We start from the raw sequence: 21,137 nt of genomic DNA, 5'->3' as shown, positions 1-21,137 counted from the left end.
CTTTATCAAGCCGTTGGGGTGTGGGGGCTTCTGTTTTGTCTTCGCTGTCGCTATTGTCGGCCACAGACAACATCCCGCAGTTACAATTCTGAGGACATAATGCCAGCGCAGAAAACGTCTGATAGGAAGAGTACGCGCGGATTTGTAGGCTAATTTGCCTTATAGGGAGGAAAACCATCCCTGACGGGATGGTTTATCAACGCCTCAGAAACCGAGGCTATCCAGTAAATCGTCGACCTGGTCCTGGCTTGCGACAACACCGGCTTTGCTGGTATCCATCTGCGGGCCGTTCAGCAGGCTGTCGTTTTCCCGCTTCGAGCGCGCAGGCTGCTCCGGCATGTTCTCCAGCAGCACCATCAGCAGCTGACGTTCTATCTCCTGAATCACATCCATCATGCGCTTAATAACCTGACCGGTAAGGTCCTGGAAATCCTGCGCCATCATGATCTCCAGCAACTGCGCGTTGGTGAAGCTGGTGTGGCCCGGGACATCCGCCAGGTAATTACGGGTATCGGTCACCAGTTCACGGGCATCGGACAGCGCGATCGGGTTTTCAAACCAAGCATCCCAGCGGCCGGAGAGCGCTTTCGCCTCTTTTTCCATCTGGTTCTGATGCGGTTGCGACAGTTCAACACAGTTCAGCGCGCGCTCTGCGGCCTGCGCCGTCATTTGCACGACGTAGTCCAGACGATCCCGGGCGTCGGGAATCGCTTCCGCCGCTTCGGCAATCGCCTGGTCCAGCCCCAGCTCGCGCAGGCTGTCGCGCAGCATACGCGTAAGGCTGCCGATACGGGCTATGATATCAGCGGCTGAATGCTCGTCCGCGGGTTTAATTGAGGGTTGTATCATCGCTGCTGGCCTCACATGCCGAGTTTCTCGAAGATTTTATTCAGTTTCTCTTCCAGGGTCGCCGCAGTGAACGGTTTCACCACGTAGCCGCTGGCGCCAGCCTGTGCCGCCGCGATGATGTTCTCTTTCTTCGCCTCTGCGGTCACCATCAGCACCGGCATGGAGGCCATGGCGCCGTCGGCACGGATGGTTTTCAGCAAATCGAGACCATCCATATTCGGCATGTTCCAGTCAGAGATAACAAAACCAAAACCGCCCGCTTGCAGCTTGTTAAGCGCATCTACGCCGTCTTCTGCTTCTTCAACGTTATTGAAACCCAGCTCTTTCAACAGGTTACGCACGATGCGACGCATGGTGGAAAAGTCATCCACAACCAGAAACTTAAGCTCTTTATCCGCCATTTAACTTCACTCCTCTTAAATACGTATTGCCTGTCCGGCACTGATTTTCGCCAGCATCTGCTGGCTTACCTGGCTAAGATCGACCACTTCGCTGACGCCACCCATATTGATGGCCTCACGCGGCATGCCGAACACCACACAACTTGCTTCGTTTTGCGCAATGGTCCAGGCGCCTGCCTGGTGCATTGCCAGCATTCCCGCCGCGCCGTCGTTGCCCATCCCGGTCAGGATCACCCCAACGGCGTTGCGTCCCGCATTTTTAGCCACCGAGTGAAACAACACATCGACTGACGGACGGTGCCGGTTGACCGGCGGGCCGTCATGAATGTTGATCTGGTAGTTGGCGCCGCTTCGCGCCAGCTCCATATGTTTATCCCCAGGGGCGATATAGGCATGCCCCGGCAACACGCGCTCACCGTCCTCTGCCTCTTTCACCGTTATCTGGCACAGCTTGTTCAGCCGTTCGGCAAACGAGCGGGTAAACCCTGGCGGCATATGCTGAGTGATGAGAATCGCCGGGCTGGTCAGCGGCAGCGGTTGCAGGACGTGGCGAATCGCCTCGGTGCCGCCAGTTGAGGCGCCAATCGCCAGCAGTTTTTCCGAGCTCAGCATCGGCCCAGCTTTCAGCGCCACCGGCGCTGTCATCGGCTTATGCGCGCTCAGACGGGCCCTTGATGCGGCGCGAACCTTGTCGGCAATCATTTCGCTGTAGGCCAGCATGCCTTCACGAATACCGATTTGCGGCTTCGTGACAAAGTCGATGGCGCCGAGCTCCAGCGCGCGCAGCGTGACTTCAGAACCTTTGCCGGTCAGCGACGACACCATCACCACTGGCATCGGACGCAGGCGCATTAATTTTTCGAGGAAATCGAGACCGTCCATTCGCGGCATTTCGACATCCAGCGTCAGCACGTCCGGGTTGAATTTTTTAATAAGGTCCCGGGCAACTAACGGATCGGGCGCAGTGGCGACCATCTCCATATCACTGTGGCTGTTGATGATTTCCGTCATGATTTGCCGCATTAACGCGGAGTCATCGACAGACAACACCCTGATTTTACTCATGCTTTATCCTTACTGAGCGCATACACCGTCTGCCCACGCAGACTGAACTCGCGCACAAGATTGCTGAAGTTCTCCGAGTGCCCGGCAAATAACAATCCGTCGGGCTTGAGCAGCGGAACAAAACGGCGAAGAATCTCCTGCTGCGTTGTTTTATCGAAGTAAATCATTACATTACGACAAAAAATGGCATCAAATGGCCCCGGTACGTTGTACTGCCTGTCCAGCAGGTTTACCGGGGCAAAGTCCACATAGTTCGCCAGTTCCTGACGTACGCGCACCAGCCCATCATGGGGGCCCGTTCCACGCATGAAATAGTGCTGTAGCTGCTGCTGCGACAGCGTTTTCAGCTCATCTTGTCGGTAAATTCCGTTTTGCGCTTTATTAAGCACCTCGGTATCAATGTCGCTTGCAAACACGCGCCAACGTCCCGGCGCGGTTCCCAGGGTGTCGGCAAGCGTAATCGCAATGGAATACGGTTCTTCACCCGTTGAGGCGGCGGCGCTCCAGACGCGGTATTCGCCCTGCCGACGGCGGGCATGCTCCGCCAATGTCGGAAAATGGTGCGCCTCACGGAAAAACGCCGTCAGGTTGGTGGTCAGAGAGTTAATAAACGCCTGCCACTCGGCGCTGTCAGAATTGGCCTCCAGCATTGCCAGATAACGACCAAAATCATCCAGCCCCAGCGTACGCAGGCGGCGAACCAGTCGGTTGTAAACCATGTCGCGCTTGTGATCCGCCAGTACGATGCCCGCACGTTGGTAGATCAATTGGCATATCCGACGAAACTGCGCATCGGACAGCGCCAGGCGCTGTGTCATCTGCATAAGTAATGACGATTGCCCGTTGGGCAGGGATGATGTCATAGCGCCTTCTTACGTCACGTTCAGGAAACGACAGGTACCGCCTTCGGCGACACCCCTTCTTGCAATGCAATCTTGTGTTCGTCGAGAGGAAACCGGGTCCCTCTGACTGACCGCCAGCGCAGACTCTTCCTGCACGCGGGAGACGGAATCCTCAAGCGAGTAATTAAAACGTTTCCCAGTTATCATCCGACCCGGCGGCTGCTGGACGGGACCGCAATGGCATCACTGCTGCTGCGGACGTTTTTGTGGTGCCACCGGCAGGCGCCGTGTGGTTTGCGCCAATGCGAAACGCCGATACCGCCTGCGTCAGATGGCTTGACTGCTCTTCCAGCGCGGCAGCCGCAGCGGCGGACTGCTGTACTAACGCGGCGTTCTGCTGGGTCACGCGATCCATCTCGGAAACCGCCAGCGCCACCTGGTCTATCCCGCGGCTTTGCTCGTCAGAGGCTGAGGAAATTTCCCCCATAATGTCGGTCACGCGCGTAACGGCATTGACGATATCGCTCATGGTGTCGCCTGCGCTTTCTACCTGCACGGAGCCGGTATCCACCTTCGAGACGGAATCTTCGATAAGCGCTTTAATCTCTTTCGCGGCCTGGGCGCTGCGGCTTGCCAGGTTGCGTACCTCACCGGCCACCACCGCAAAACCACGTCCCTGCTCGCCCGCGCGCGCCGCTTCTACTGCCGCGTTCAGCGCGAGGATATTGGTCTGGAAGGCAATGCCGTCGATAACACCAGTAATATCGGAAATCTTCTGCGAACTGGCGGCGATGTCGTGCATTGTTTTGACGACGCTATCCACCACTTTACCGCCGCGCTGGGCGGTTTCAGAGGCGCTGAGCGCCAGCTGCGACGCCTGACGGGCGTTTTCGGCGTTCTGCTTCACGGTGGCGGTCAGCTCTTCCATGCTGGCGGCGGTCTCCTCCAGTGAGGAAGCCTGCTGCTCGGTACGCGAGGAGAGATCGTTGTTGCCCGCCGCAATTTCGCTGCTACCGGCATAAATGGCATCGGAGCCGTTACGCACGCGGGTCACCGTATCGATAAGCGACCTTTGCATGTGGTTAACGGTACCCGCCAGCTCGCCAATTTCGTTGCGACCAGAAACCGTGACCGGCTGCGTCAGGTCGCCTTGCGCGATGCGCCCCAGGTGGTGAATCACCTGGCTTAGCGGCTTCAGAAGAATATGGCGAATGCCGTACCACGCGCCGGCCAGCAGCGCCACCAGCACCACGGCGATAATGACCAGTTGCCACTGCGCAAAGTGATAGTCGCTGGTGCTGGTTGTAAAGGCGTGCTGGTAGCGCGTTTCGCTCTCTTTTTCATAGCGCGCCATTGCATCGCCCAGCCCGGTTTGCATCCCCTGCGTCGGCTGCGCAAAGTAGGCATCCATATTGCCGTTATCCAGAAAACCAATCAGCTCGGTCAGCCCGGCGGAATATTTCTGGTAGCTGGCATCGACGGCGCGGCTGGCGTCCACCAGCTCCTCTGTCGGCGCAATCTGCGAGAACGCGGCATAGTGTTTCGCCGCATCCGCCAGGGTGGCTTTGGCATTATTGAGCAGCGTTGTTTTGGCGCTGCTCTGCTGGTTTCCGGCATCCATCATCATACGTGCGGATGAGCGGCTGAGGTTGATGCGCGTTTGCAGCATCAGTTCCCAGGTTTTATTCAACTCGCTTTGGCGAGTACGTAATTCATTGGAAAGGACAAAACTTTGCTGGTTCTGATGGAGCGATGAAAAGAGAAAGCCCCCGGACAGCAGCTGAAGCAGCGCAAAGACAAACAGCACCAACATCAGCAGAGTGACAACGCGGATACGGTTCAACATGCAACACCTTTTTTTCATTACGTGATAGCGGTGTTATCGGCACGAGGCTACGGAACTTTACGTTAAGTCAGCAATGTTATGCGCGAGCGCAAAGTGGTAATAAAGGAAGGAATAAAAGAAGAGGTCTCCCCCGCCCGGACAGACGGGGGAAAAACGATTATGCGGCGCTGATGGCGGCATTATCGAGAAGCGCCATCTCTTCGCTGTTCAGCAGTTTTTCAATATTCACCAGAATCAGCATACGCTCGCCGAGCGCGCCGAGCCCGGTCAGGTATTCGGTGGAGAGCGTCACAGCAAACTCCGGCGCCGGGCGAATTTGCTCCGCCGCCAGCGACAGCACGTCGGAAACGCCATCAACCACAATCCCCACCACGCGCTGGTTGAGGTTCAGCACAATCACCACGGTGTTGTCGTTATAGTCGACATCGTCCTGGCAGAACTTCACACGCAAATCAACGATAGGCACGATTACGCCACGCAGGTTGGTAACCCCTTTAATAAAGGAGGGCGTGTTGGCGATACGGGTCACCTGATCGTAGCCGCGAATTTCCTGCACTTTTAGAATATCAATGCCGTACTCTTCATCTCCCAGCGCGAAGACCAGGAATTCCTGGCCGGACGGCTCTCCTGCCAGTTTTGCTACATTCGTCATACCGGTCATCTTGTTCCCTTACTCTTGCAATCAGGCAGCAGTGTGCGCCATACGTTGTTCACGATTTAACCCCTGAAGCGCCGAGACGTCGACAATCAGCGCCACGCTGCCATCGCCGAGGATGGTAGCGGCGGAGATCCCCGGCACTTTGCGGTAGTTGCTTTCCAGGTTTTTCACCACCACCTGATGTTGGCCGATCAGTTGGTCAACCAGCAGCGCGTAGCGGCGGCCTGCACTTTGTAGAATGACCACGATGCCCTGGGTCGCTTCCGTTTTCGCGCCATGAACTTCAAAAACCTTCCACAACTCCACCAGCGGCAGGTATTCACCGCGGACTTCCAGCACGCGCTCCCCACCAGCCAGCGGATGCAGATCTTCCTCGCGCGGCTGCAGCGATTCCATCACCGCATTCAGGGGTAAAATAAACACCTCTTCGTTGACCTTCACCGACATCCCGTCGAGGATAGCCAGCGTCAACGGCAGCAGGATACGGATAGTGGTGCCAGCGCCCTGCCTTGATTTAATCTCGACATGGCCGCCCATCTCCTGGATATTTCGCTTCACCACGTCCATGCCAACACCGCGGCCGGACACATCGGTGACCTGCTCAGCCGTCGAGAACCCCGGGGCGAAGATCAGCATACCGACCTCTTCGTCGGTCATATTTTCGTGCACCGCCATCCCCTGAGAAACCGCTTTTGCGAGGATACGCTCGCGGTTAAGACCCGCGCCATCGTCGGTCACTTCAATACAGATATTGCCGCCCTGATGTTCCGCGGACAGGATCAGGTTGCCCACCGCGGATTTCCCGGCATTCACGCGGGTGTCCGGTAGCTCAATGCCGTGGTCAAGGCTGTTGCGCACCAGGTGCGTTAACGGGTCGATGATGCGCTCGATCAGGCTCTTATCCAGTTCGGTCGAGCTGCCCATCAACGTCAGTTCAACCTGCTTGCCAAGCTTACCGGCAAGATCGCGCACCAGACGCGGGAAGCGGCTGAAGACATATTCCATCGGCATCATACGGATGGACATGACCGATTCCTGCAAATCACGGGCGTTACGCTGCAACTGCCCCATGCTGGTGATCAAATCGCCATGCTGTACCGGGTCGAGCTCGTTGGAGCGCTGGGCCAGCATCGACTGGGTGATCACCAGTTCGCCGACGAGGTTAATCAATTGGTCAACCTTCTCGACCGCCACGCGAATACTGGTTGATTCGCTGGCACGGGCCGGTTTTTCACGCTCGACGCGCGGCGCGCCTGCCGTCTCTTTCGGTACGGCTTTCAGCGCAGGCGCAACAACCGGCGCAGGAACCGCGGCTATTTCCGTCTCCGCTTTCACGGCGACCGGCAGCGCCTCTTCCTCCGCCACGGTTTCAAACGCTATCTGGTCGGCTTCAATGACAAAACACAGTACCGCCACGATATCGTCTTCAGAAACCGCACCGTCAAGAATGGCGCTCAGCGAATCATCGGTCCTGGCGACCTGGCTGATATGCGCAAGGTTGCTCAGCTCCTCCTGCAACATATCCGGCTCGCCGGGCTTAAGGCGCGACAGCACAATACGCGTTTTACCGCCCATCGCCGCCGTCACCTCCGCTTCTGTGACGTCTGAGCCATCGCTTTCGACAACGGTCAGCTTCGCACCGGTCGCCGGAGCGGGCGCCGCTTCGCCTTTGGCTTCAAGCGCCAGTTGGCGCAGGGCGTTACAGATGTACTCAAAGCTGGCGGCATCGGGCTCCTGCGAGCTTTTATAGGCATCAAGCTGTTCTTGCATAATGTCTTTCGTTTCCAAAAACAGGTTAATAATGTCGGTGTTGAGCTGCATTTCGCCGCGACGGGCTTCATCCAGCAGGTTTTCCATCAGGTGCGTGGTCTCCTGCAAAACGGTGAACCCAAACGTACCTGCGCCGCCTTTAATCGAGTGCGCGGCGCGAAAAATGGCGTTCAGTTGCTCGGCGTCAGGGGCTTGTGGAACAAGATCCAGCAGGTGCTGCTCCATATCCGCCAACAATTCGTCGGCCTCATCAAAAAATGTCTGATAAAAATCGCTGATATCCATGCTCACGCTATCACCTCTGATCGGCTTGTGGCGATGTGGGACTCACAGCCGGCGCAACGGCCGCAGGCTGCTGTAATACACTAATGGGTTGATTCTGGCTTTCGGCGTTCTCGTGGAGAATCGCCTGCTCGGCCTGGTTATTCAGCACCAACAGGCTGATACGACGGTTGATGGCATCATCGCCGCCGTGCTCCTGCAGCTTCATGGTGTTGGCCATGCCGACAACACGCAGCACTTTACCGTCGTCCAGACCACCGGCGACCAGCTCGCGACGCGACGCATTGGCGCGCTCGGCGGAAAGCTCCCAGTTACTGTAACCACGGTCTCCGTTGGCATACTGGTAATCATCGGTATGCCCAGAAAGGCTGATTTTGTTCGGTATTTCATTCAGTACTGGGGCGATCGCCCGCAGGATATCGCGCATATACGGCTCCACCTCGGCGCTGCCGGTTTTAAACATCGGGCGGTTCTGGCTGTCGATAATCTGAATACGCAGCCCTTCCTGCACCAGATCGATTTTCAGGTGCGGACGCAGCGCTTTAAGCTTCGGATCGGCCTCAATCAGTTGATCCAGCTCACCGCGAATCTTCTTCAGCCGGTTTTGCTCCATGCGCTTTTTCAGCTCATCGATATTCGGCTCTTTTTTCACTTCCCCCTGCTTCTGGGTGAAGTCGTCACCGCCGCCAGGGATTGGGCTTTCGCTGTTCGATACCCGCGGCCCGCCCGTGATGGCGGTCGCCAGCGGCGTGCGGAAATATTCCGCTATCTGGATAAGCTCTTTCGGGCTGGAAATCGAGATGAGCCACATCACGAGGAAGAACGCCATCATCGCCGTCATAAAGTCGGCATAGGCAATTTTCCAGGAGCCGTGCGCTCCGCCGCCGTGGCTTTTATGTTTCCGCCGTCTGACAACGACTATCGGGTGAGACTGATTTTTCATGCGTCCTCAGTCGTCGTTTGTTGCGCTGTTGGGTTACGTACCGCACGAACATGCTCTTCGAGCTCGATAAACGATGGACGCTCGCTGGAATAGAGTGTTTTACGACCGAACTCTACGGCAATCGGCGGCGCATAACCGTTGAGATTGGACAACAGGGTAATTTTGACGCACTGCATCATCTTGGTTGTTTCGGCGCTCTTCTGGCGCAACACGGTCGCCAGCGGCGAAATGAAGCCGTACGCCAGAAGAATACCGAGGAACGTCCCGACCATCGCATGCGCGATAAGCGAGCCCAGCTCGGCAGCCGGACGGTCAGCAGACCCCAACGCGTGTACCACCCCCATCACCGCTGCGACGATGCCAAACGCGGGCAGCGAATCGCCGACCATCGCCAGGCTGTTCGCCGGTACTTCGGCCTCGCTTTCGTGCGTCTCGATCTCTTCGTCCATTAGCGCTTCTATCTCGAAGGTATTCATGTTGCCGCTAATAATCAGGCGCAGGTAATCAACGATAAATTCCAGCATCACTTTGTCCGCCAGAATGCGCGGGTAGCTGGCGAAGATTTCACTTTCGGTCGGGTTTTCGATATCACGCTCAAGCGAGAACATCCCCTGCTGGCGGGACTTTGCCATCAGCCGATACAGCAAGGCCAGCAGATCCATGTACATGCTTTTGGTGTATTTTGAACGACGGAACAGCAGCGGGAGCGCCTTTATCGTTCCTTTAATCGCCTTACCGTTGTTGCCAACGATAAACGCCCCTATCCCCGCACCGCCAATGATTATCAGTTCAGCAGGCTGATAGAGTGCCCCAAGGTGTCCGCCGGTTAATGCATAACCACCGAAAACTGTACCAAGAACAACCAGGTAACCTAATAAGATAAGCACGACATCATCCTTCCACGTTTGACTAAGGCAAGGACGAAAGATGAGCAACACCCGACAGCACGGCAAAAAAAAGCAGCGGACCTAAGTCCGCTGCTGGAGTGATTGCCACACACCGTGTCGGTTAAACAGCTTGCTCTATCTGTTCATCCAGCAGTTGTGGAGTTATATCGGCAGCATCACCAGAAAGTTTACGTCTTTTTACTGCCCGGGATGGCGGCTGACAAAGACTGCAAACAAAGCTCCCGACGGGCTGGTGAGCATGAGTGATGAAATTACCGCCGCAGCTGTTGCAGCCGCTCAGCTCCAGCATGCCACTTTCGACAAAACGTACCAGCGTCCATGCGCGGGTCAGCGCCAGAATCGGCCCTTCTTCCGGCTGCGGACACTGCTCAAGATAGAGCCGGTATGCTTTGATAACCGCATCAACGCCGTTGCAAAGCCCGGTTTTGAGAAGATACTGCCAGGCGTTGCAGAACATCGACGAGTGAATATTTTGTTCCCAGGTCATAAACCAGTCAGTCGAAAACGGCAGCATGCCTTTCGGCGGCGGGCTGCCGCGAAGTTCTTTGTAGAGCTTAATAAGGCGACCGCGGCTCAGCTGCGTTTCGCTTTCCAGCATCTGTAAGCGCGCCCCTAATGAGATCAGTTCCATTGCCAGTTGTATATCGCGCGCTTCCTGAACAATGCTTTTTTCACTCATCATCAGGCCCTTTTTTTACGCGCAGAATCGTCTGTCTGGCTGGCTTCTTTCAGTAAGCGGGTAGAAAGTAAAATCCCGGTATGAATTTGCTGTAAGTCATCCACCCGCGACTCCTGAGTGAGCCGGGTAATCGTCTGGTGACTGTCGAAGCGAAACTGGCAAACGAGTTGGTTAGTTTCCGCCAGTTTTACCATCTGAGGGAGCGTCAGGTCGCCCAACGTGCTTGCCATCTCCTCATTGAGGCCGAGGCGAAACATGGCGGAAGCTTTATCCTGACTAATCAAGCGCTGTGCAAGTAATAAGTATGACAAATTAATGTCGTATATATGTTTTAGCAACTCGGATGAATGCATTTTCCCCATCCCGAATAACCAACCATTATTTTATGCGGAAACACCGCACACCCCGTGATGTCCCGGGAAATCCCGGTAAAAAAGAAACGGCCAAAATGCATAATTGACTTAGGCGATGCATCCATGCAATCGTTCGATCACCCTCTGCGGCACAGAGGATAACCTCACAATTTTAAACATTTCTTACAAATAACTAAGATTTTTCCTAATTCGACGCAACTCTACTCGCCAGTTCTTACACATACAATGTGGCCTTGCTGAAAATTTGAAAATTATGTGATCAATATCACACAAAAGAGTGAATATTGACATCCCATCTATCAGCCAGCATTGTGATTTGCCTATTTTTCAACCCATTAATCTCCCCGGCTATTCCAGTCAGTAGAATAAATATTCATCCTGGCCCCAATGGCTCAACTTTCTGCCTGATATGGCATTACCAATACAAACCCCATGGGTTCCCTTTGAGTATCGTCCGCGAAACGGAAAAATTTAGCTTTAAAAATCAAAAAAATAGATATTTTTAAAATACTAACTATTACCCTGGTTTATAATGTTAATTTTGTTAATAAACCATGAAAACCAGTTAAAAACTGATTATTTACTGGTCCTGCTTAACGAGAAAAAGCAAAAAAAATGCTGAAACTGTGACGTAGCAATATTCTTAATATAAGAATAATTAATGAATGCGTTAAAAAATCTCACATTTACTGTTAATGGATATCTTGCAGTCGTCCCCCAAAGGGAGTATGAGAATTTAAGCGGCGTTTTTTTCATCATGTTCAAGGAGGTATGATGGCGTACTCACATGTTCTGGTCGCAGTAGCCCCTACGCCGGAAAGCCACAGGCTGATGAGCAAAGCGGTATCGATTGCCAGGCCCTTTAATGCACGAATTAGCCTGATAACGTTGTCCACTGACCCGGAAATGTATAATCAGTTTGCCGCGCCAATGCTGGAAAATTTGCGCGAGTTAATGCAGGAAGAAACCCGACAGTTTCTGAATGAGCTCATCGCTGGCGCTGATTATCCCGTCAGCCAGACAACGATCGCCTGTGGGGAATTGAGCGAACATATCCGGGCTTTTTGCCGCAAACAGCAGGTCGACCTGGTCATCTGCGGCAACCATAACCAGAATTTTTTCTCGCGCGCCACCTGTGCGGCGAAAAATATCGTCGGCAACAATAGCGGCGTAGACGTTTTGCTGGTGTCGCTGGAAAACGGTTAGGGAAGCGTTAAATTGCCCGATGCGGCGGCATCGGGCGCTTTTCTGTAGCAAATCAGGGCAAAATAGTGACGTTATGCCACTTTCGACCGCGTGGCGCCTCTGTTTCAACTTGTTTCAAATCATGAATAAACCGAGCCTGCCCGTGATTAATATCGTTGCGGCGCACGCCTCACAATAGGATTTAAAATAAGCGTTCGATTACACCGTCCGCTTCGCTTTTTGCTTATAGCGGTCAAAGACAACCGCCGCCAGCAGAATCAAACCACGAACGACATACTGCGAAAACGGCGAGATATTCAGCAAGTTCATGGCATTCTCAACCGTCCCCAGAATCAGAATTCCCGCGACAACGTAGGAAATTTTGCCAATGCCGCCTTTTAGCGACACGCCCCCCAGCACGCAGGCTGAGATGACAATCAGCTCATAGCCGATAGAGGTCATCGGCTGGCCGCTGGTCATCCTGGAGGCAAGAATAATGCCCGCAGCGGCCGAGACCAGACCTGAGAGTACGAAAATAATAATCTTGGTGCGCACCACGGGAACGCCCGCCAGTCGCGCGGCTTCTTCGTTACCGCCTATCGCCAGCGTATTGCGGCCAAAGGTGGTTTTATTGAGCAACAGACCGAAAATAATCAGGCAGCCCACGGTCAGCCAGATGGGCGCCGGCAGACCCAACCAGTTGGCGTAACCGAGGGCGAAAAAGCGTTCATCTTCAATGCCAACCGCTTTACCGTCGGAAATAATGTAGGCCAGACCGCGGACGATTTGCATCGTCGCAAGCGTCGTGATCAGGGCATTGATTTTCAACCTGGCGATGACAAAACCGTTGATAAGCCCACTGACAACGCCCAGCAGCAACCCCGCCAACACGCCGATCCACAGGCTTTCCGTCAGATTGATAACCACCGCCGTCGTCACCCCCGCGCAGGCGATGACCGACGCGACAGAGAGGTCGAAATCCCCCGACGCCAGGCAAAACAGCATCCCGCAGGCCACCATGCCGGACATGGAAATCGCCAGCCCCAGCCCCTTCATGTTGACGAAAGAGGCAAAGTTCGGCACAAAAATCGCGCAGGCGATAAACAGTACGGCAAACACCACCAGCATGCCGTACTGGTCCCAAATACGCCCAAAACTAAACATCGTACGGCCCGCGCCGGACGTGGTTACAGATGACATAGTTCACTCCTCGCTCAGGCGTTAAGCCTGACTGACTTTAGGCATCGCCAGGCTTAACGCCTGCTGTTCATTCGCGGCTTCATGCAGCAACTCTCCGGCAATTTCGCCTTCCCGCATCACAATGATGCGATCGGCGACGCCGAGCACTTCCGGCAGGTCGCTTGAGGCGAAGAGCACCGCCACACCCGAAGCCGCAAGCGCATAAATCACGTTATAGATCTCATGCTTAGCACCAACATCAATCCCGCGGGTAGGCTCATCGAGCAGGATGACCTTCATCTCCTCCGACAGCCAACGGCCCAGAGTCGCCTTCTGCTGGTTGCCCCCCGAGAGGTTCATGATGAGCTGCTCCGCCCCTGGCGTTTTGATGTTCAGGGACTGGATATGATGCAGCGCGTTGCGGGTTTCCCAGGCGTTGTTGATCAGACATCCGGCATGAATGTGCTTACGTCTGGCGCTGATATTGATGTTGTCCCGAACCGAATGAACCGGGATGATGCCGTCAGCCTTGCGGTCCTCCGGGCAAAGCATCATCCCGGCGCGAATCGCGTGGGCCGGTTTGCGAATATCGACAGGCGCGCCGTCGATCAGTACCTGCCCTGCCGTAATGCGCGTCGCGCCGAACAATCCTTTCATCAGCTCACTCCGTCCGGCGCCGACCAGACCGAACAGGCCGACGATTTCACCGCTGCGCACCGTCAGGCTTATCGGCTCGCGCACACCCGGTGCTTTCACCTGCTCCAGGCTCAGCCGCACGTCGCCATACTCTCGCGGCTTCCAGCCGTAAATATCGCCAATGTCGCGTCCTACCATCGCCTGCACCAGTTGGTCATGATTCACCTGCTGCATATCGCTGAAGGTGCAGACATAGCGACCGTCCTTAAACACCGTAATCGCGTCGCTCAGGGCGAAAATTTCCTCCATCCGGTGAGAAACGTAAACGATCACCCGTCCTTCATTGCGCAGTTCGCGGATAACCCGGAACAGGTTTTCTATCTCACGCGCTGAGAGGGAGCTTGTCGGTTCGTCAAAGGCAATAACCTTCGCGTTTCTGGCCAGCGCTTTGGCAATTTCAACCATCTGCCACTGGCCGATGGAGAGATACTTCAGCGGAGTCTGCGGATCGATATCCAGCCCCAGATGCTCCAGCTGCAGTCGGGCTTCATCGTTCAGCAGCGAGTGGTTTACAATCCCGCCTTTATGGGGCAACTGGCCCAGATAGATGTTCTCCGCCACCGTCATTTCCGGCACCAGATGCAGCTCCTGGTAGATAATCGCCACCCCGGCGTTAAGCGCGGCGGTGGTATCGGGAAATACCGTCTCCTCGCCACGCAGCACCAACGTACCGGCCGTGGGGGCGTAGTTTCCGCTGAGAATTTTCAGCAGCGTGGATTTGCCCGCGCCGTTCTCCCCCATCAGGGCGTGAACCTGTCCGGCATAGCAGTCGAAGCTGACGTCAGACAGAGCCTTTACACCCGGGAAGGATTTGCCTATCCCGCGAAACGAAAGATAAGGTTGTGACTGTTGCATAATCACTCCATCACGCTGTACTGCCCCCGGCGCTGCCGTCGAGGGCGACTTCACAGGCTGTTACAGCCCTTTCTTTGCCAACTCTTGCTTAAAGTTGTCGCGGGTAATCAGCACTACGTCGGTAACGGCGGTGAATTTCGGCGGCTCAGCGCCTTTTTGCACCCAGTTGTAGAGCATTTCGCTGGTTTTATAGCCATGCACGTCCGGGCTCGGCAGCAGCGAGCCGTAGAAGCCGGTGGGCTGTGCTTTGGAAAGTTCGTTGACCGCATCAACGCCGTTGATGCCGATACCGATAACATCTGCCGCTTTAAAGCCCTGCCCTTCGGTTGCGCGTACGCCGCCGAGGACTGTGTTATCGTTCATGCCAAGCACCAGCCAGTGCTTCACGCCAGGATGCTGGACCAGCAGCGAGTTACCGGCATCGAACGCGCCGGGGATATCGTTAGATTTGGTCGGAACCTGGTAGATCTGTGTTTCCGGGAAACCGGCTTTTTTCAGCGCATCCATCGAACCGGTGGTGCGGCGGCGGGCGGTGTCGAGCTCGTTAGCGGTAATCGCCATGACGGCGGTATCTTTAACATCCCAGCCGCGTTTTTGCATTTCCTTATATAACTCCTCACCCTGGCGAGCGCCAATCTCGCTGGCAGCCATCATCACCAACGGGACATCGTCCATCGGTTTACCCTTGGCGTTGACGAACTGGTCATCGACGGTAATCACCTTCATGTCATAGCCGCGCGCTTTCGCCACAATCGCCGGGCCTAATTTCGGATCCGGCGTACAAATAACAAAGCCCTTCGCGCCGCTGGCGGCCAGGCTATCAATCGCATTAAGGGTTTTCTCACCGTCGGGAACGGCGATTTTCATCACTTCAAAGCCTAAATCTTTCCCGGCTTTATCCGCAAAGCGCCATTCGGTCTGGAACCAGGGCTCTTCCGGCTGCTTCACCAGAAAACCCAGCTTCATGGTCTCCGCGATAGCCGATTGTGACATAACCGCCGCCAGACCGATGGCAGCCAGGGCTTTAGTAAATTTGTGCATGGTCAACTCCAGCTTTAACGTTCTTTTATGTAGGGAATAATCGGGTAAAAATGATTTATCAGACATAAAACAAGGCATTAGCGGTTTTCATTTGAGACACTAGCGCCGTGAGAACATTAATAGCGGGAAATTAATTCTCCATAGGAGAGGATCATCACACCGCAGAATTACAGTAGTTGCGTGCATAAATTCAGCGAATAATGACATAAAAAACAACTCATTTGTCCGACAAACAATATGTCGGGTAGCAGAATCCTCTATGCCGACAGCCAGTGAATCCTTATCCCCGCGGCACACGCATTTCCCCACTGTCAAAACAGAAGATGATCTGCAACAAATTTCTTATCCCTCCCTATTTCAGCCACCAGAAGAATATATTGATAACACAACGATAATCATTGTCATTTATATATTTTATCCACAATAAATGGCGATAACATAAAACAATAATCTTAGATATCATGCCATTACAAATATAACAGACATATAGAACGGACTGTAATCCGTTATATTATTCTGTTGTTGTAACGAAACGTAAAACCACCAACTTAAGAGTTTTCTTATAAAGATAAACAGCGTATTCTGAATTTGACCCAGACAATGAGTGTCGACACGGTCATTCATCAGTTATTAGCATTGATGCTGAATAGTGCATAGTTTGCAGCTATTTCATTTCAGGACTATGCGACGATCGGCATGTGACGTCTCATCTGATAAATAAGGATATTTGTATGGCAGTCCCAGGAATGGTCCAAAAACTCAACGCCCAAATGAATCTGGAGTTTTACGCGTCTAACCTCTACCTGCATCTGAGCGACTGGTGCTCAGAACAGAAGCTGACGGGAACCGCGACGTTTCTGCGATCGCAGGCGCAATCCAACGTGACACATATGATGCAGGTTTTCGATTTTATGAAGAAAGCCGGCGCCTTCCCCGTCGTTAAGGCAGAACACGCCTGCGACGACGATTGCGATACGCTCGAAGAACTCTTCCTGAAAACCCTTAACGAACATCAGCAGCGCAGCAGAACGCTGTCAGCGCTCACCAAAGAAGCCAAAGCGCTGCATGACGACAGCACGCTTCGCTTCCTCAATACCCTGCAGCAAGCCCAGCAGCAGGATGGCGTGTTGCTGCAAACCCTCCTTGACGAAGTCCGCAGCGCTCGCCGCGCTGGACTGTGCATGCAGCAGACCGATCAGTACCTGCGAAACGTGGTCAATAACCAAACCCATTGATGCCCCGAGGGCGGCGAGCGCCGCCCGTCATCTCCCGGTATTCCCCCTCTGCGTCAGTCGCCGCCCGCCAATTGTTAAAAAAATGTATCTAATGAATTGTTTTTACTGACATTTGTAAATCAGATCTTCCTCTCAACGTATAACCCTGCAACATGTAATGATTTGTTAACTCTTATTGGATGAGACAGGTGCTACATGGTTACTCTTGAATTTGTTGTCATTATCGTCTGCTTGCTGGTTGGAACCCGGTTTGGTGGTATGGGGCTTGGGCTTATCAGCGGGATAGGCCTTTTTATTCTTAGCTTTGTCTTCGGCCTTGAGCCCGGGAAACCGCCGGTCGACGTCATGCTCACTATTCTGGCGGTCATCGGCTGCGCGGCAACGCTGCAAACGGCAGGCGGGCTCAACGTCATGATGCAGTGTGCGGAAAAGTTGCTGCGTAAGCATCCACAGCACATCACCCTGCTGGCGCCTTTCACCACCTGGACGCTGACGTTTTTGTGCGGTACCGGGCACGTGGTTTACACCATGTTCCCGATTATCAGCGATATCGCCTTGAAAAAAGGTATCCGTCCGGAACGTCCGATGGCGGTCGCTTCCGTCGCCTCACAGATGGCGATCACCGCATCGCCAGTGTCCGTCGCCGTGGTGTCTCTGGTCTCAATCCTTGGCGCCCAGCACGGTATCGGGCACGCCTGGAGCATCCTTGAGATCCTCGCCATTTCGGTGCCCGCGTCCCTGTTTGGCGTCGCGGTTGCCGCTCTGTGGAGCCTGCGACGTGGTAAAAATCTCGCGGACGACGACGAATTTCAGGAAAAGCTTAAAGATCCGAAACAGCGTGAATTTATCTATGGCGGCAGCGAAACGCTGCTGAACCAGCGTTTCTCCCGGGAGGCTACCTGGTCGACCTGGATCTTTTTCGCCGGGATTCTGGTGGTGGTGCTGCTCGGCGCGCTGCCGGAATTGCGCCCGTCTTTCGAGGTAAAAGGCAAACTCTCGCCGCTGTCGATGAACCTGGTGATTCAGATGATGATGCTGATTGCCGGTGCGGTTATTCTGCTGGTCTGCAAGGTTAACGCGTCAGCGATTTCCAACGGTCCGGTCTTTAAGGCCGGAATGGTGGCGATATTCTCGGTATTCGGCGTGGCGTGGATGAGCGATACCTTCTTCCAGGCTCATCTTGTGGAACTGAAAATGGCGCTTGAGGGGGTGGTGAAAAGCCATCCGTGGACCTACGCGCTGGTGCTGTTCCTCGTCTCCAAACTGGTGAACAGCCAGGCCGCCGCGTTAACCGCGGTCGCGCCGATGGGGCTGATGCTCGGTGTGGAGCCGAAAATGCTGATCGCCTTCTTCCCGGCGGCTTACGGCTATTTCGTGCTGCCAACCTACCCAAGCGATCTGGCCTGTATCGGGTTTGACCGCTCAGGCACCACGCGCATCGGCAAATTTATCATTAACCATAGTTTTATTCTGCCAGGGCTGATTGGCGTCAGCAGCGCCTGCGTCGCCAGTTATTTGCTGGTCGAAGCGTTTTTCTGACCGGAAGCGGAATAAAAAACGGCGCCGCGGCGCCGTTTTTTATACTGTTAGTGCGTCCCTTCCTGCGGCGTGAACTTCAGCTCAATCAGGGCGATAGCTTTTTGGATGGCGCGCAGGGTCACCGGGTCAGCGGAGGCGGGATGGCTGCTGAAATCAATGGCGCGCAGCTGGCTTGCCATCTTTTCACGCACTTCAACAGGGGCGATGACGTCAATCACATCAAGAATTTGTTTAATGACCAACTGGCAGGCGACAACGTCGGAGACCAGTTCATCATTCGCAGTCAGGTTCTGGGACATGTTTTACTCCTTTTCTCAGGAGCGCCATAGTAACCTGATTCCGGCCGCCAGATAAAAAAAACCTGCCGAAGCAGGTTTTTTTTATCTGAACATGTTGCCTGGCGGTACGTCTTTAAACGTGTTGCAGTAGTTGTCGAACATGCTCTTAAGGATTTTACGCAGTTTCATGTGATGCCCCGGTTTGTTATTCAGGTGTTACTGTCTGCGAACAATAATATGACATACATCACAAAAATCAACTGCATCGTGATGAGGAACACCCGAAAAAAAACCAGAGATGTTAAATAATTCAACAAAAATGCAGGAAAATCTTGCAGTTACAAATTCTACAAATATTGTAAACTTTACAGATATTTTTTATATGGTAAGGCTTTGATGAACGAAAAGAGTCCCCGCAGAGAGTCTCGCGGCGTATCCCCGGCGGCGTTGCTGGTCGCTGGCGCTTTTTTTATGGAGTTTCTCGACGGCACCGTGATCGCCACCGCGCTGCCCGATATGGCAGCCAGCTTTGGCGTGCAGGCTGTGGCGCTCAACGTCGGTATCAGCGCCTATCTGATAACGCTGGCGGTACTGATCCCCGCCAGCGGCTGGATAGCCGACCGCTTCGGCGCCCGCAAAATTTTCTCGCTGGCGCTGGCTGTCTTTACCCTTGCCTCCATTTTTTGCGGTTTCGCGACCAGCGTCGATAACTTTGTCGCCATGCGTATCTTGCAAGGCGTCGGCGGCGCGCTGATGGTGCCCGTCGGCCGTCTTGCGGTACTGCGCACCACGCCAAAGCATCAGCTCATCACCGCTATCGCCACCCTGACCTGGCCCGCGCTGGTTGCGCCGATAATCGGCCCGCCGCTTGGCGGTTTCATCACCAGCTATGCCAGCTGGCGCTGGATCTTCTTTATCAACGTTCCGCTTGGCATCCTCGCTATCGTGCTGGCGCTGCGTATTATTCCGGATATTGGCGACGAGTCGCGACGTCCGTTTGACCTTCCCGGTTTTGTGGCGACGGCCGTGGCGATGGTCAGCCTGGTTTATGCGATGGAAACCCTGGGCGCCGCGCACAGCAGGCTGTCCGTATCCCTCACGCTTTTCGTGATTGGCATCACCACCTTCCTGTTTGCGCTGTATCACTTTCGCCGAACCGCATGGCCGATGATTCGCCTGGATGCGCTGAAGATACCCACCTTTCGCGTCACCCTGTACGGCGGCTCGCTTTTTCGCGCCTCCATCAGCGCCGTACCATTTTTGCTGCCGCTGCTGTTTCAGGTGGGATTCGGTATGGATCCGTTTCACGCGGGCCTGTTAGTCCTCGCCGTGTTCGTCGGCAACCTGACGATTAAACCCGCTACCACGCCGCTTATCCGCTGGCTCGGCTTTCGCAAGCTGCTGCTGGTCAACGGGATGTTGAACGTGCTTGCTCTGCTGGCCTGCGCATGGCTCACGCCATCTACACCAGTGTGGGTCACGCTGCTCATGCTGTATCTCGGAGGCGTGTTTCGTTCCATCCAGTTCACCGGCGTCAGCACCCTGGCGTTCGCCGATGTGCCATCTGAGCAGATGAGCTACGCCAACACGCTGTTCAGCACCGCCACACAGCTTGCCGTCGGCCTCGGGATAACCCTGGGCGCCATTGGTATTCGTCTGGGGGAAAAGATAGCGGAAGAATTTGCGCTGACGACTATTCCAGGCATCAGTTTTCGCCTGGCGTTTGTATTCATCGCACTGATATGTCTGGTCGGGATGGTGGATACGCTAACGCTAACGAAAGAGGCGGGAAGTTCGGTATCGAAAAAAGCCCGGTAGATGTTCTACCGGACTCTCGTTTATCAGGCGAGGATCTGACGGACAAAAGCCTCGATTTCTTTATCCTGGCAGTGTTCAAAGAAACACTGCTGGAAGCGCGTGCCGGACACAGCCGTCTTCACGAGTTCCGGATCGATGGCGCGCAGGGTATCAAGATAGTTCTCTTTCACTACCGCGGCTTTTACCTGGTTGAGGATACCGGCGTTACGAACCTGCGGCTCTTTACGCTCCGGCGGATAACCTTCGCCCTTACGACCGGTGAACGCTTTTTCAAAGATAAAGCGCACGTTCAGCTCTGCGCCCCAGCCAAACCCTTTAGCAAACGGCAGAGACAGCGCGTTGCCGTTGTTGATTTGCGCAAACAGGAACGCATCCGCCGGGTCGATGCAGTAGCCGCACACAACACCCGGGTGAATGTTCAGCGACATCATCGCCCCCTGCCCGGTGCCACATCCGGTCACCACGAAATCGACGGCTTTAGCATTGAGCAAAATACTGGCCATGATACCCAGGTGGATATAGGTCAGATGATGATCCTGCTCATCGCTCATCCCGACGTTAAAAACCGGGAACCCCTTTTCACTGGCGACAGCGTTAAGTTCATTAAGGATGGTGGCGTTCTTGCCTGCCTGGCTGTTTTCCATCATCAGTGCAATTTTCATTCATTCTCTCCTGCATCGTTTCGCGGTAAAAG

At 54.5% G+C, this 21,137-nt stretch carries 21 protein-coding genes; 4 read left to right on the top strand and 17 right to left on the bottom strand.

Annotated features, from left to right (window positions below):
* Positions 1–204: 204 nt before the first annotated feature.
* The 11 genes from cheZ to flhD form a co-directional block, all read right to left on the bottom strand.
* On the bottom strand, positions 205–849 hold the full coding sequence (gene cheZ / locus JO226_RS04995) for a protein phosphatase CheZ (protein ID WP_293494129.1): 645 nt from the start codon (positions 847–849) through the stop codon (positions 205–207).
* Positions 850–860: 11 nt separating this feature from the next.
* On the bottom strand, positions 861–1,250 hold the full coding sequence (gene cheY, locus JO226_RS04990) for a chemotaxis response regulator CheY (protein ID WP_013365908.1): 390 nt from the start codon (positions 1,248–1,250) through the stop codon (positions 861–863).
* A gap of 15 nt (positions 1,251–1,265) precedes the next feature.
* Complete coding sequence (locus JO226_RS04985; protein WP_293494125.1) at positions 1,266–2,315, bottom strand: chemotaxis response regulator protein-glutamate methylesterase; 1,050 nt, start codon at positions 2,313–2,315, stop codon at positions 1,266–1,268.
* A complete protein-coding gene (gene cheR, locus JO226_RS04980) occupies positions 2,312–3,178 on the bottom strand; it encodes a protein-glutamate O-methyltransferase CheR (RefSeq protein ID WP_293494123.1) in 867 nt (288 codons plus the stop codon). Before cheR ends, JO226_RS04985 begins: the two co-directional genes overlap by 4 nt.
* 163 nt (positions 3,179–3,341) lie before the next feature.
* Positions 3,342–5,003, bottom strand: a complete 1,662-nt coding sequence (gene tar / locus JO226_RS04975) for a methyl-accepting chemotaxis protein II (RefSeq protein WP_293494120.1) — start codon at positions 5,001–5,003, stop codon at positions 3,342–3,344.
* A gap of 157 nt (positions 5,004–5,160) precedes the next feature.
* Positions 5,161–5,664: a chemotaxis protein CheW gene (gene cheW, locus JO226_RS04970; RefSeq protein WP_293494117.1), complete on the bottom strand. Its 504-nt coding sequence runs from the start codon at positions 5,662–5,664 to the stop codon at positions 5,161–5,163.
* Between the two features lie 21 nt (positions 5,665–5,685).
* Complete coding sequence (cheA, locus tag JO226_RS04965) at positions 5,686–7,716, bottom strand: chemotaxis protein CheA (RefSeq protein ID WP_293494138.1); 2,031 nt, start codon at positions 7,714–7,716, stop codon at positions 5,686–5,688.
* A 10-nt stretch (positions 7,717–7,726) separates the two neighbouring features.
* Positions 7,727–8,656, bottom strand: coding sequence for a flagellar motor protein MotB (gene motB, locus JO226_RS04960; protein ID WP_293494114.1), 930 nt, complete (start codon positions 8,654–8,656; stop codon positions 7,727–7,729).
* Entirely contained in the window at positions 8,653–9,543 is an 891-nt protein-coding gene (motA, locus tag JO226_RS04955) for a flagellar motor stator protein MotA (RefSeq protein WP_293494111.1), read from the bottom strand. The genes motB and motA overlap by 4 nt, the downstream gene beginning before the upstream one ends.
* A 121-nt stretch (positions 9,544–9,664) precedes the next feature.
* Positions 9,665–10,249, bottom strand: a complete 585-nt coding sequence (gene flhC / locus JO226_RS04950) for a flagellar transcriptional regulator FlhC (RefSeq protein ID WP_293494135.1) — start codon at positions 10,247–10,249, stop codon at positions 9,665–9,667.
* Positions 10,246–10,596 (bottom strand): flagellar transcriptional regulator FlhD, encoded by a 351-nt coding sequence (gene flhD / locus JO226_RS04945; RefSeq protein WP_293494108.1) that lies wholly within the window; start codon positions 10,594–10,596, stop codon positions 10,246–10,248. The genes flhC and flhD overlap by 4 nt, the downstream gene beginning before the upstream one ends.
* Before the next feature lie 795 nt (positions 10,597–11,391).
* Between flhD and uspC the strand changes: the two genes are divergently transcribed.
* Positions 11,392–11,823 carry a universal stress protein UspC gene (gene uspC / locus JO226_RS04940; protein WP_293494105.1) on the top strand — a complete coding sequence of 144 codons (432 nt, stop codon included), beginning with the start codon at positions 11,392–11,394 and terminating at the stop codon, positions 11,821–11,823.
* A 198-nt stretch (positions 11,824–12,021) separates the two neighbouring features.
* Here the strand turns inward: uspC and araH are convergent, their stop codons facing one another.
* From araH to JO226_RS04925, 3 genes are read right to left on the bottom strand one after another with little or no spacing between them, the layout of a single operon-like run.
* Entirely contained in the window at positions 12,022–13,002 is a 981-nt protein-coding gene (gene araH / locus JO226_RS04935; protein ID WP_293494102.1) for an L-arabinose ABC transporter permease AraH, read from the bottom strand.
* A gap of 21 nt (positions 13,003–13,023) precedes the next feature.
* Entirely contained in the window at positions 13,024–14,532 is a 1,509-nt protein-coding gene (gene araG, locus JO226_RS04930) for an L-arabinose ABC transporter ATP-binding protein AraG (RefSeq protein WP_293494099.1), read from the bottom strand.
* 60 nt (positions 14,533–14,592) lie between these two features.
* Positions 14,593–15,573 (bottom strand): arabinose ABC transporter substrate-binding protein, encoded by a 981-nt coding sequence (locus JO226_RS04925; RefSeq protein ID WP_293494096.1) that lies wholly within the window; start codon positions 15,571–15,573, stop codon positions 14,593–14,595.
* A 731-nt stretch (positions 15,574–16,304) separates the two neighbouring features.
* On the opposite strand from JO226_RS04925, the gene JO226_RS04920 reads away from it, so the two are divergent.
* On the top strand, positions 16,305–16,808 hold the full coding sequence (locus JO226_RS04920) for a non-heme ferritin-like protein (protein ID WP_293494093.1): 504 nt from the start codon (positions 16,305–16,307) through the stop codon (positions 16,806–16,808).
* Between the two features lie 195 nt (positions 16,809–17,003).
* On the top strand, positions 17,004–18,347 hold the full coding sequence (locus JO226_RS04915; RefSeq protein ID WP_293494090.1) for an anaerobic C4-dicarboxylate transporter: 1,344 nt from the start codon (positions 17,004–17,006) through the stop codon (positions 18,345–18,347).
* Between the two features lie 47 nt (positions 18,348–18,394).
* Here the strand turns inward: JO226_RS04915 and JO226_RS04910 are convergent, their stop codons facing one another.
* Entirely contained in the window at positions 18,395–18,646 is a 252-nt protein-coding gene (locus JO226_RS04910; protein WP_013365891.1) for a DUF2766 family protein, read from the bottom strand.
* An 81-nt stretch (positions 18,647–18,727) separates the two neighbouring features.
* Complete coding sequence (gene azuC, locus JO226_RS04905; protein WP_293494132.1) at positions 18,728–18,814, bottom strand: stress response protein AzuC; 87 nt, start codon at positions 18,812–18,814, stop codon at positions 18,728–18,730.
* 207 nt (positions 18,815–19,021) lie between these two features.
* On the opposite strand from azuC, the gene JO226_RS04900 reads away from it, so the two are divergent.
* Entirely contained in the window at positions 19,022–20,443 is a 1,422-nt protein-coding gene (locus JO226_RS04900; protein ID WP_293494085.1) for an MFS transporter, read from the top strand.
* A gap of 23 nt (positions 20,444–20,466) precedes the next feature.
* On the opposite strand, the gene JO226_RS04895 is transcribed toward JO226_RS04900, so the two are convergent.
* Positions 20,467–21,105, bottom strand: a complete 639-nt coding sequence (locus tag JO226_RS04895) for an RpiB/LacA/LacB family sugar-phosphate isomerase (RefSeq protein ID WP_293494082.1) — start codon at positions 21,103–21,105, stop codon at positions 20,467–20,469.
* Between the last annotated feature and the right edge of the window lie 32 nt (positions 21,106–21,137).

Source organism: Pluralibacter sp., from assembly GCF_019237635.1.
Classification (GTDB): Bacteria; Pseudomonadota; Gammaproteobacteria; order Enterobacterales; family Enterobacteriaceae; genus Enterobacter_B.
Note: the sequence above shows the minus strand (reverse complement) of the source record. Positions and strands in the feature narration are given on the sequence as shown.

What these genes read in the sequence shown, in the direction of transcription:
- cheZ (WP_293494129.1), bottom strand. Translation starts at nt 849, where the DNA reads ATGATACAACCCTCAATTAAACCCGCGGACGAGCATTCAGCCGCTGAT.
- cheY (WP_013365908.1), bottom strand. Translation starts at nt 1,250, where the DNA reads ATGGCGGATAAAGAGCTTAAGTTTCTGGTTGTGGATGACTTTTCCACC.
- JO226_RS04985 (WP_293494125.1), bottom strand. Translation starts at nt 2,315, where the DNA reads ATGAGTAAAATCAGGGTGTTGTCTGTCGATGACTCCGCGTTAATGCGG.
- cheR (WP_293494123.1), bottom strand. Translation starts at nt 3,178, where the DNA reads ATGACATCATCCCTGCCCAACGGGCAATCGTCATTACTTATGCAGATG.
- tar (WP_293494120.1), bottom strand. Translation starts at nt 5,003, where the DNA reads ATGTTGAACCGTATCCGCGTTGTCACTCTGCTGATGTTGGTGCTGTTT.
- cheW (WP_293494117.1), bottom strand. Translation starts at nt 5,664, where the DNA reads ATGACCGGTATGACGAATGTAGCAAAACTGGCAGGAGAGCCGTCCGGC.
- cheA (WP_293494138.1), bottom strand. Translation starts at nt 7,716, where the DNA reads ATGGATATCAGCGATTTTTATCAGACATTTTTTGATGAGGCCGACGAA.
- motB (WP_293494114.1), bottom strand. Translation starts at nt 8,656, where the DNA reads ATGAAAAATCAGTCTCACCCGATAGTCGTTGTCAGACGGCGGAAACAT.
- flhD (WP_293494108.1), bottom strand. Translation starts at nt 10,596, where the DNA reads ATGCATTCATCCGAGTTGCTAAAACATATATACGACATTAATTTGTCA.
- uspC (WP_293494105.1), top strand. Translation starts at nt 11,392, where the DNA reads ATGGCGTACTCACATGTTCTGGTCGCAGTAGCCCCTACGCCGGAAAGC.
- araH (WP_293494102.1), bottom strand. Translation starts at nt 13,002, where the DNA reads ATGTCATCTGTAACCACGTCCGGCGCGGGCCGTACGATGTTTAGTTTT.
- araG (WP_293494099.1), bottom strand. Translation starts at nt 14,532, where the DNA reads ATGCAACAGTCACAACCTTATCTTTCGTTTCGCGGGATAGGCAAATCC.
- JO226_RS04925 (WP_293494096.1), bottom strand. Translation starts at nt 15,573, where the DNA reads ATGCACAAATTTACTAAAGCCCTGGCTGCCATCGGTCTGGCGGCGGTT.
- JO226_RS04920 (WP_293494093.1), top strand. Translation starts at nt 16,305, where the DNA reads ATGGCAGTCCCAGGAATGGTCCAAAAACTCAACGCCCAAATGAATCTG.
- JO226_RS04915 (WP_293494090.1), top strand. Translation starts at nt 17,004, where the DNA reads ATGGTTACTCTTGAATTTGTTGTCATTATCGTCTGCTTGCTGGTTGGA.
- JO226_RS04910 (WP_013365891.1), bottom strand. Translation starts at nt 18,646, where the DNA reads ATGTCCCAGAACCTGACTGCGAATGATGAACTGGTCTCCGACGTTGTC.
- azuC (WP_293494132.1), bottom strand. Translation starts at nt 18,814, where the DNA reads ATGAAACTGCGTAAAATCCTTAAGAGCATGTTCGACAACTACTGCAAC.
- JO226_RS04900 (WP_293494085.1), top strand. Translation starts at nt 19,022, where the DNA reads ATGAACGAAAAGAGTCCCCGCAGAGAGTCTCGCGGCGTATCCCCGGCG.
- JO226_RS04895 (WP_293494082.1), bottom strand. Translation starts at nt 21,105, where the DNA reads ATGAAAATTGCACTGATGATGGAAAACAGCCAGGCAGGCAAGAACGCC.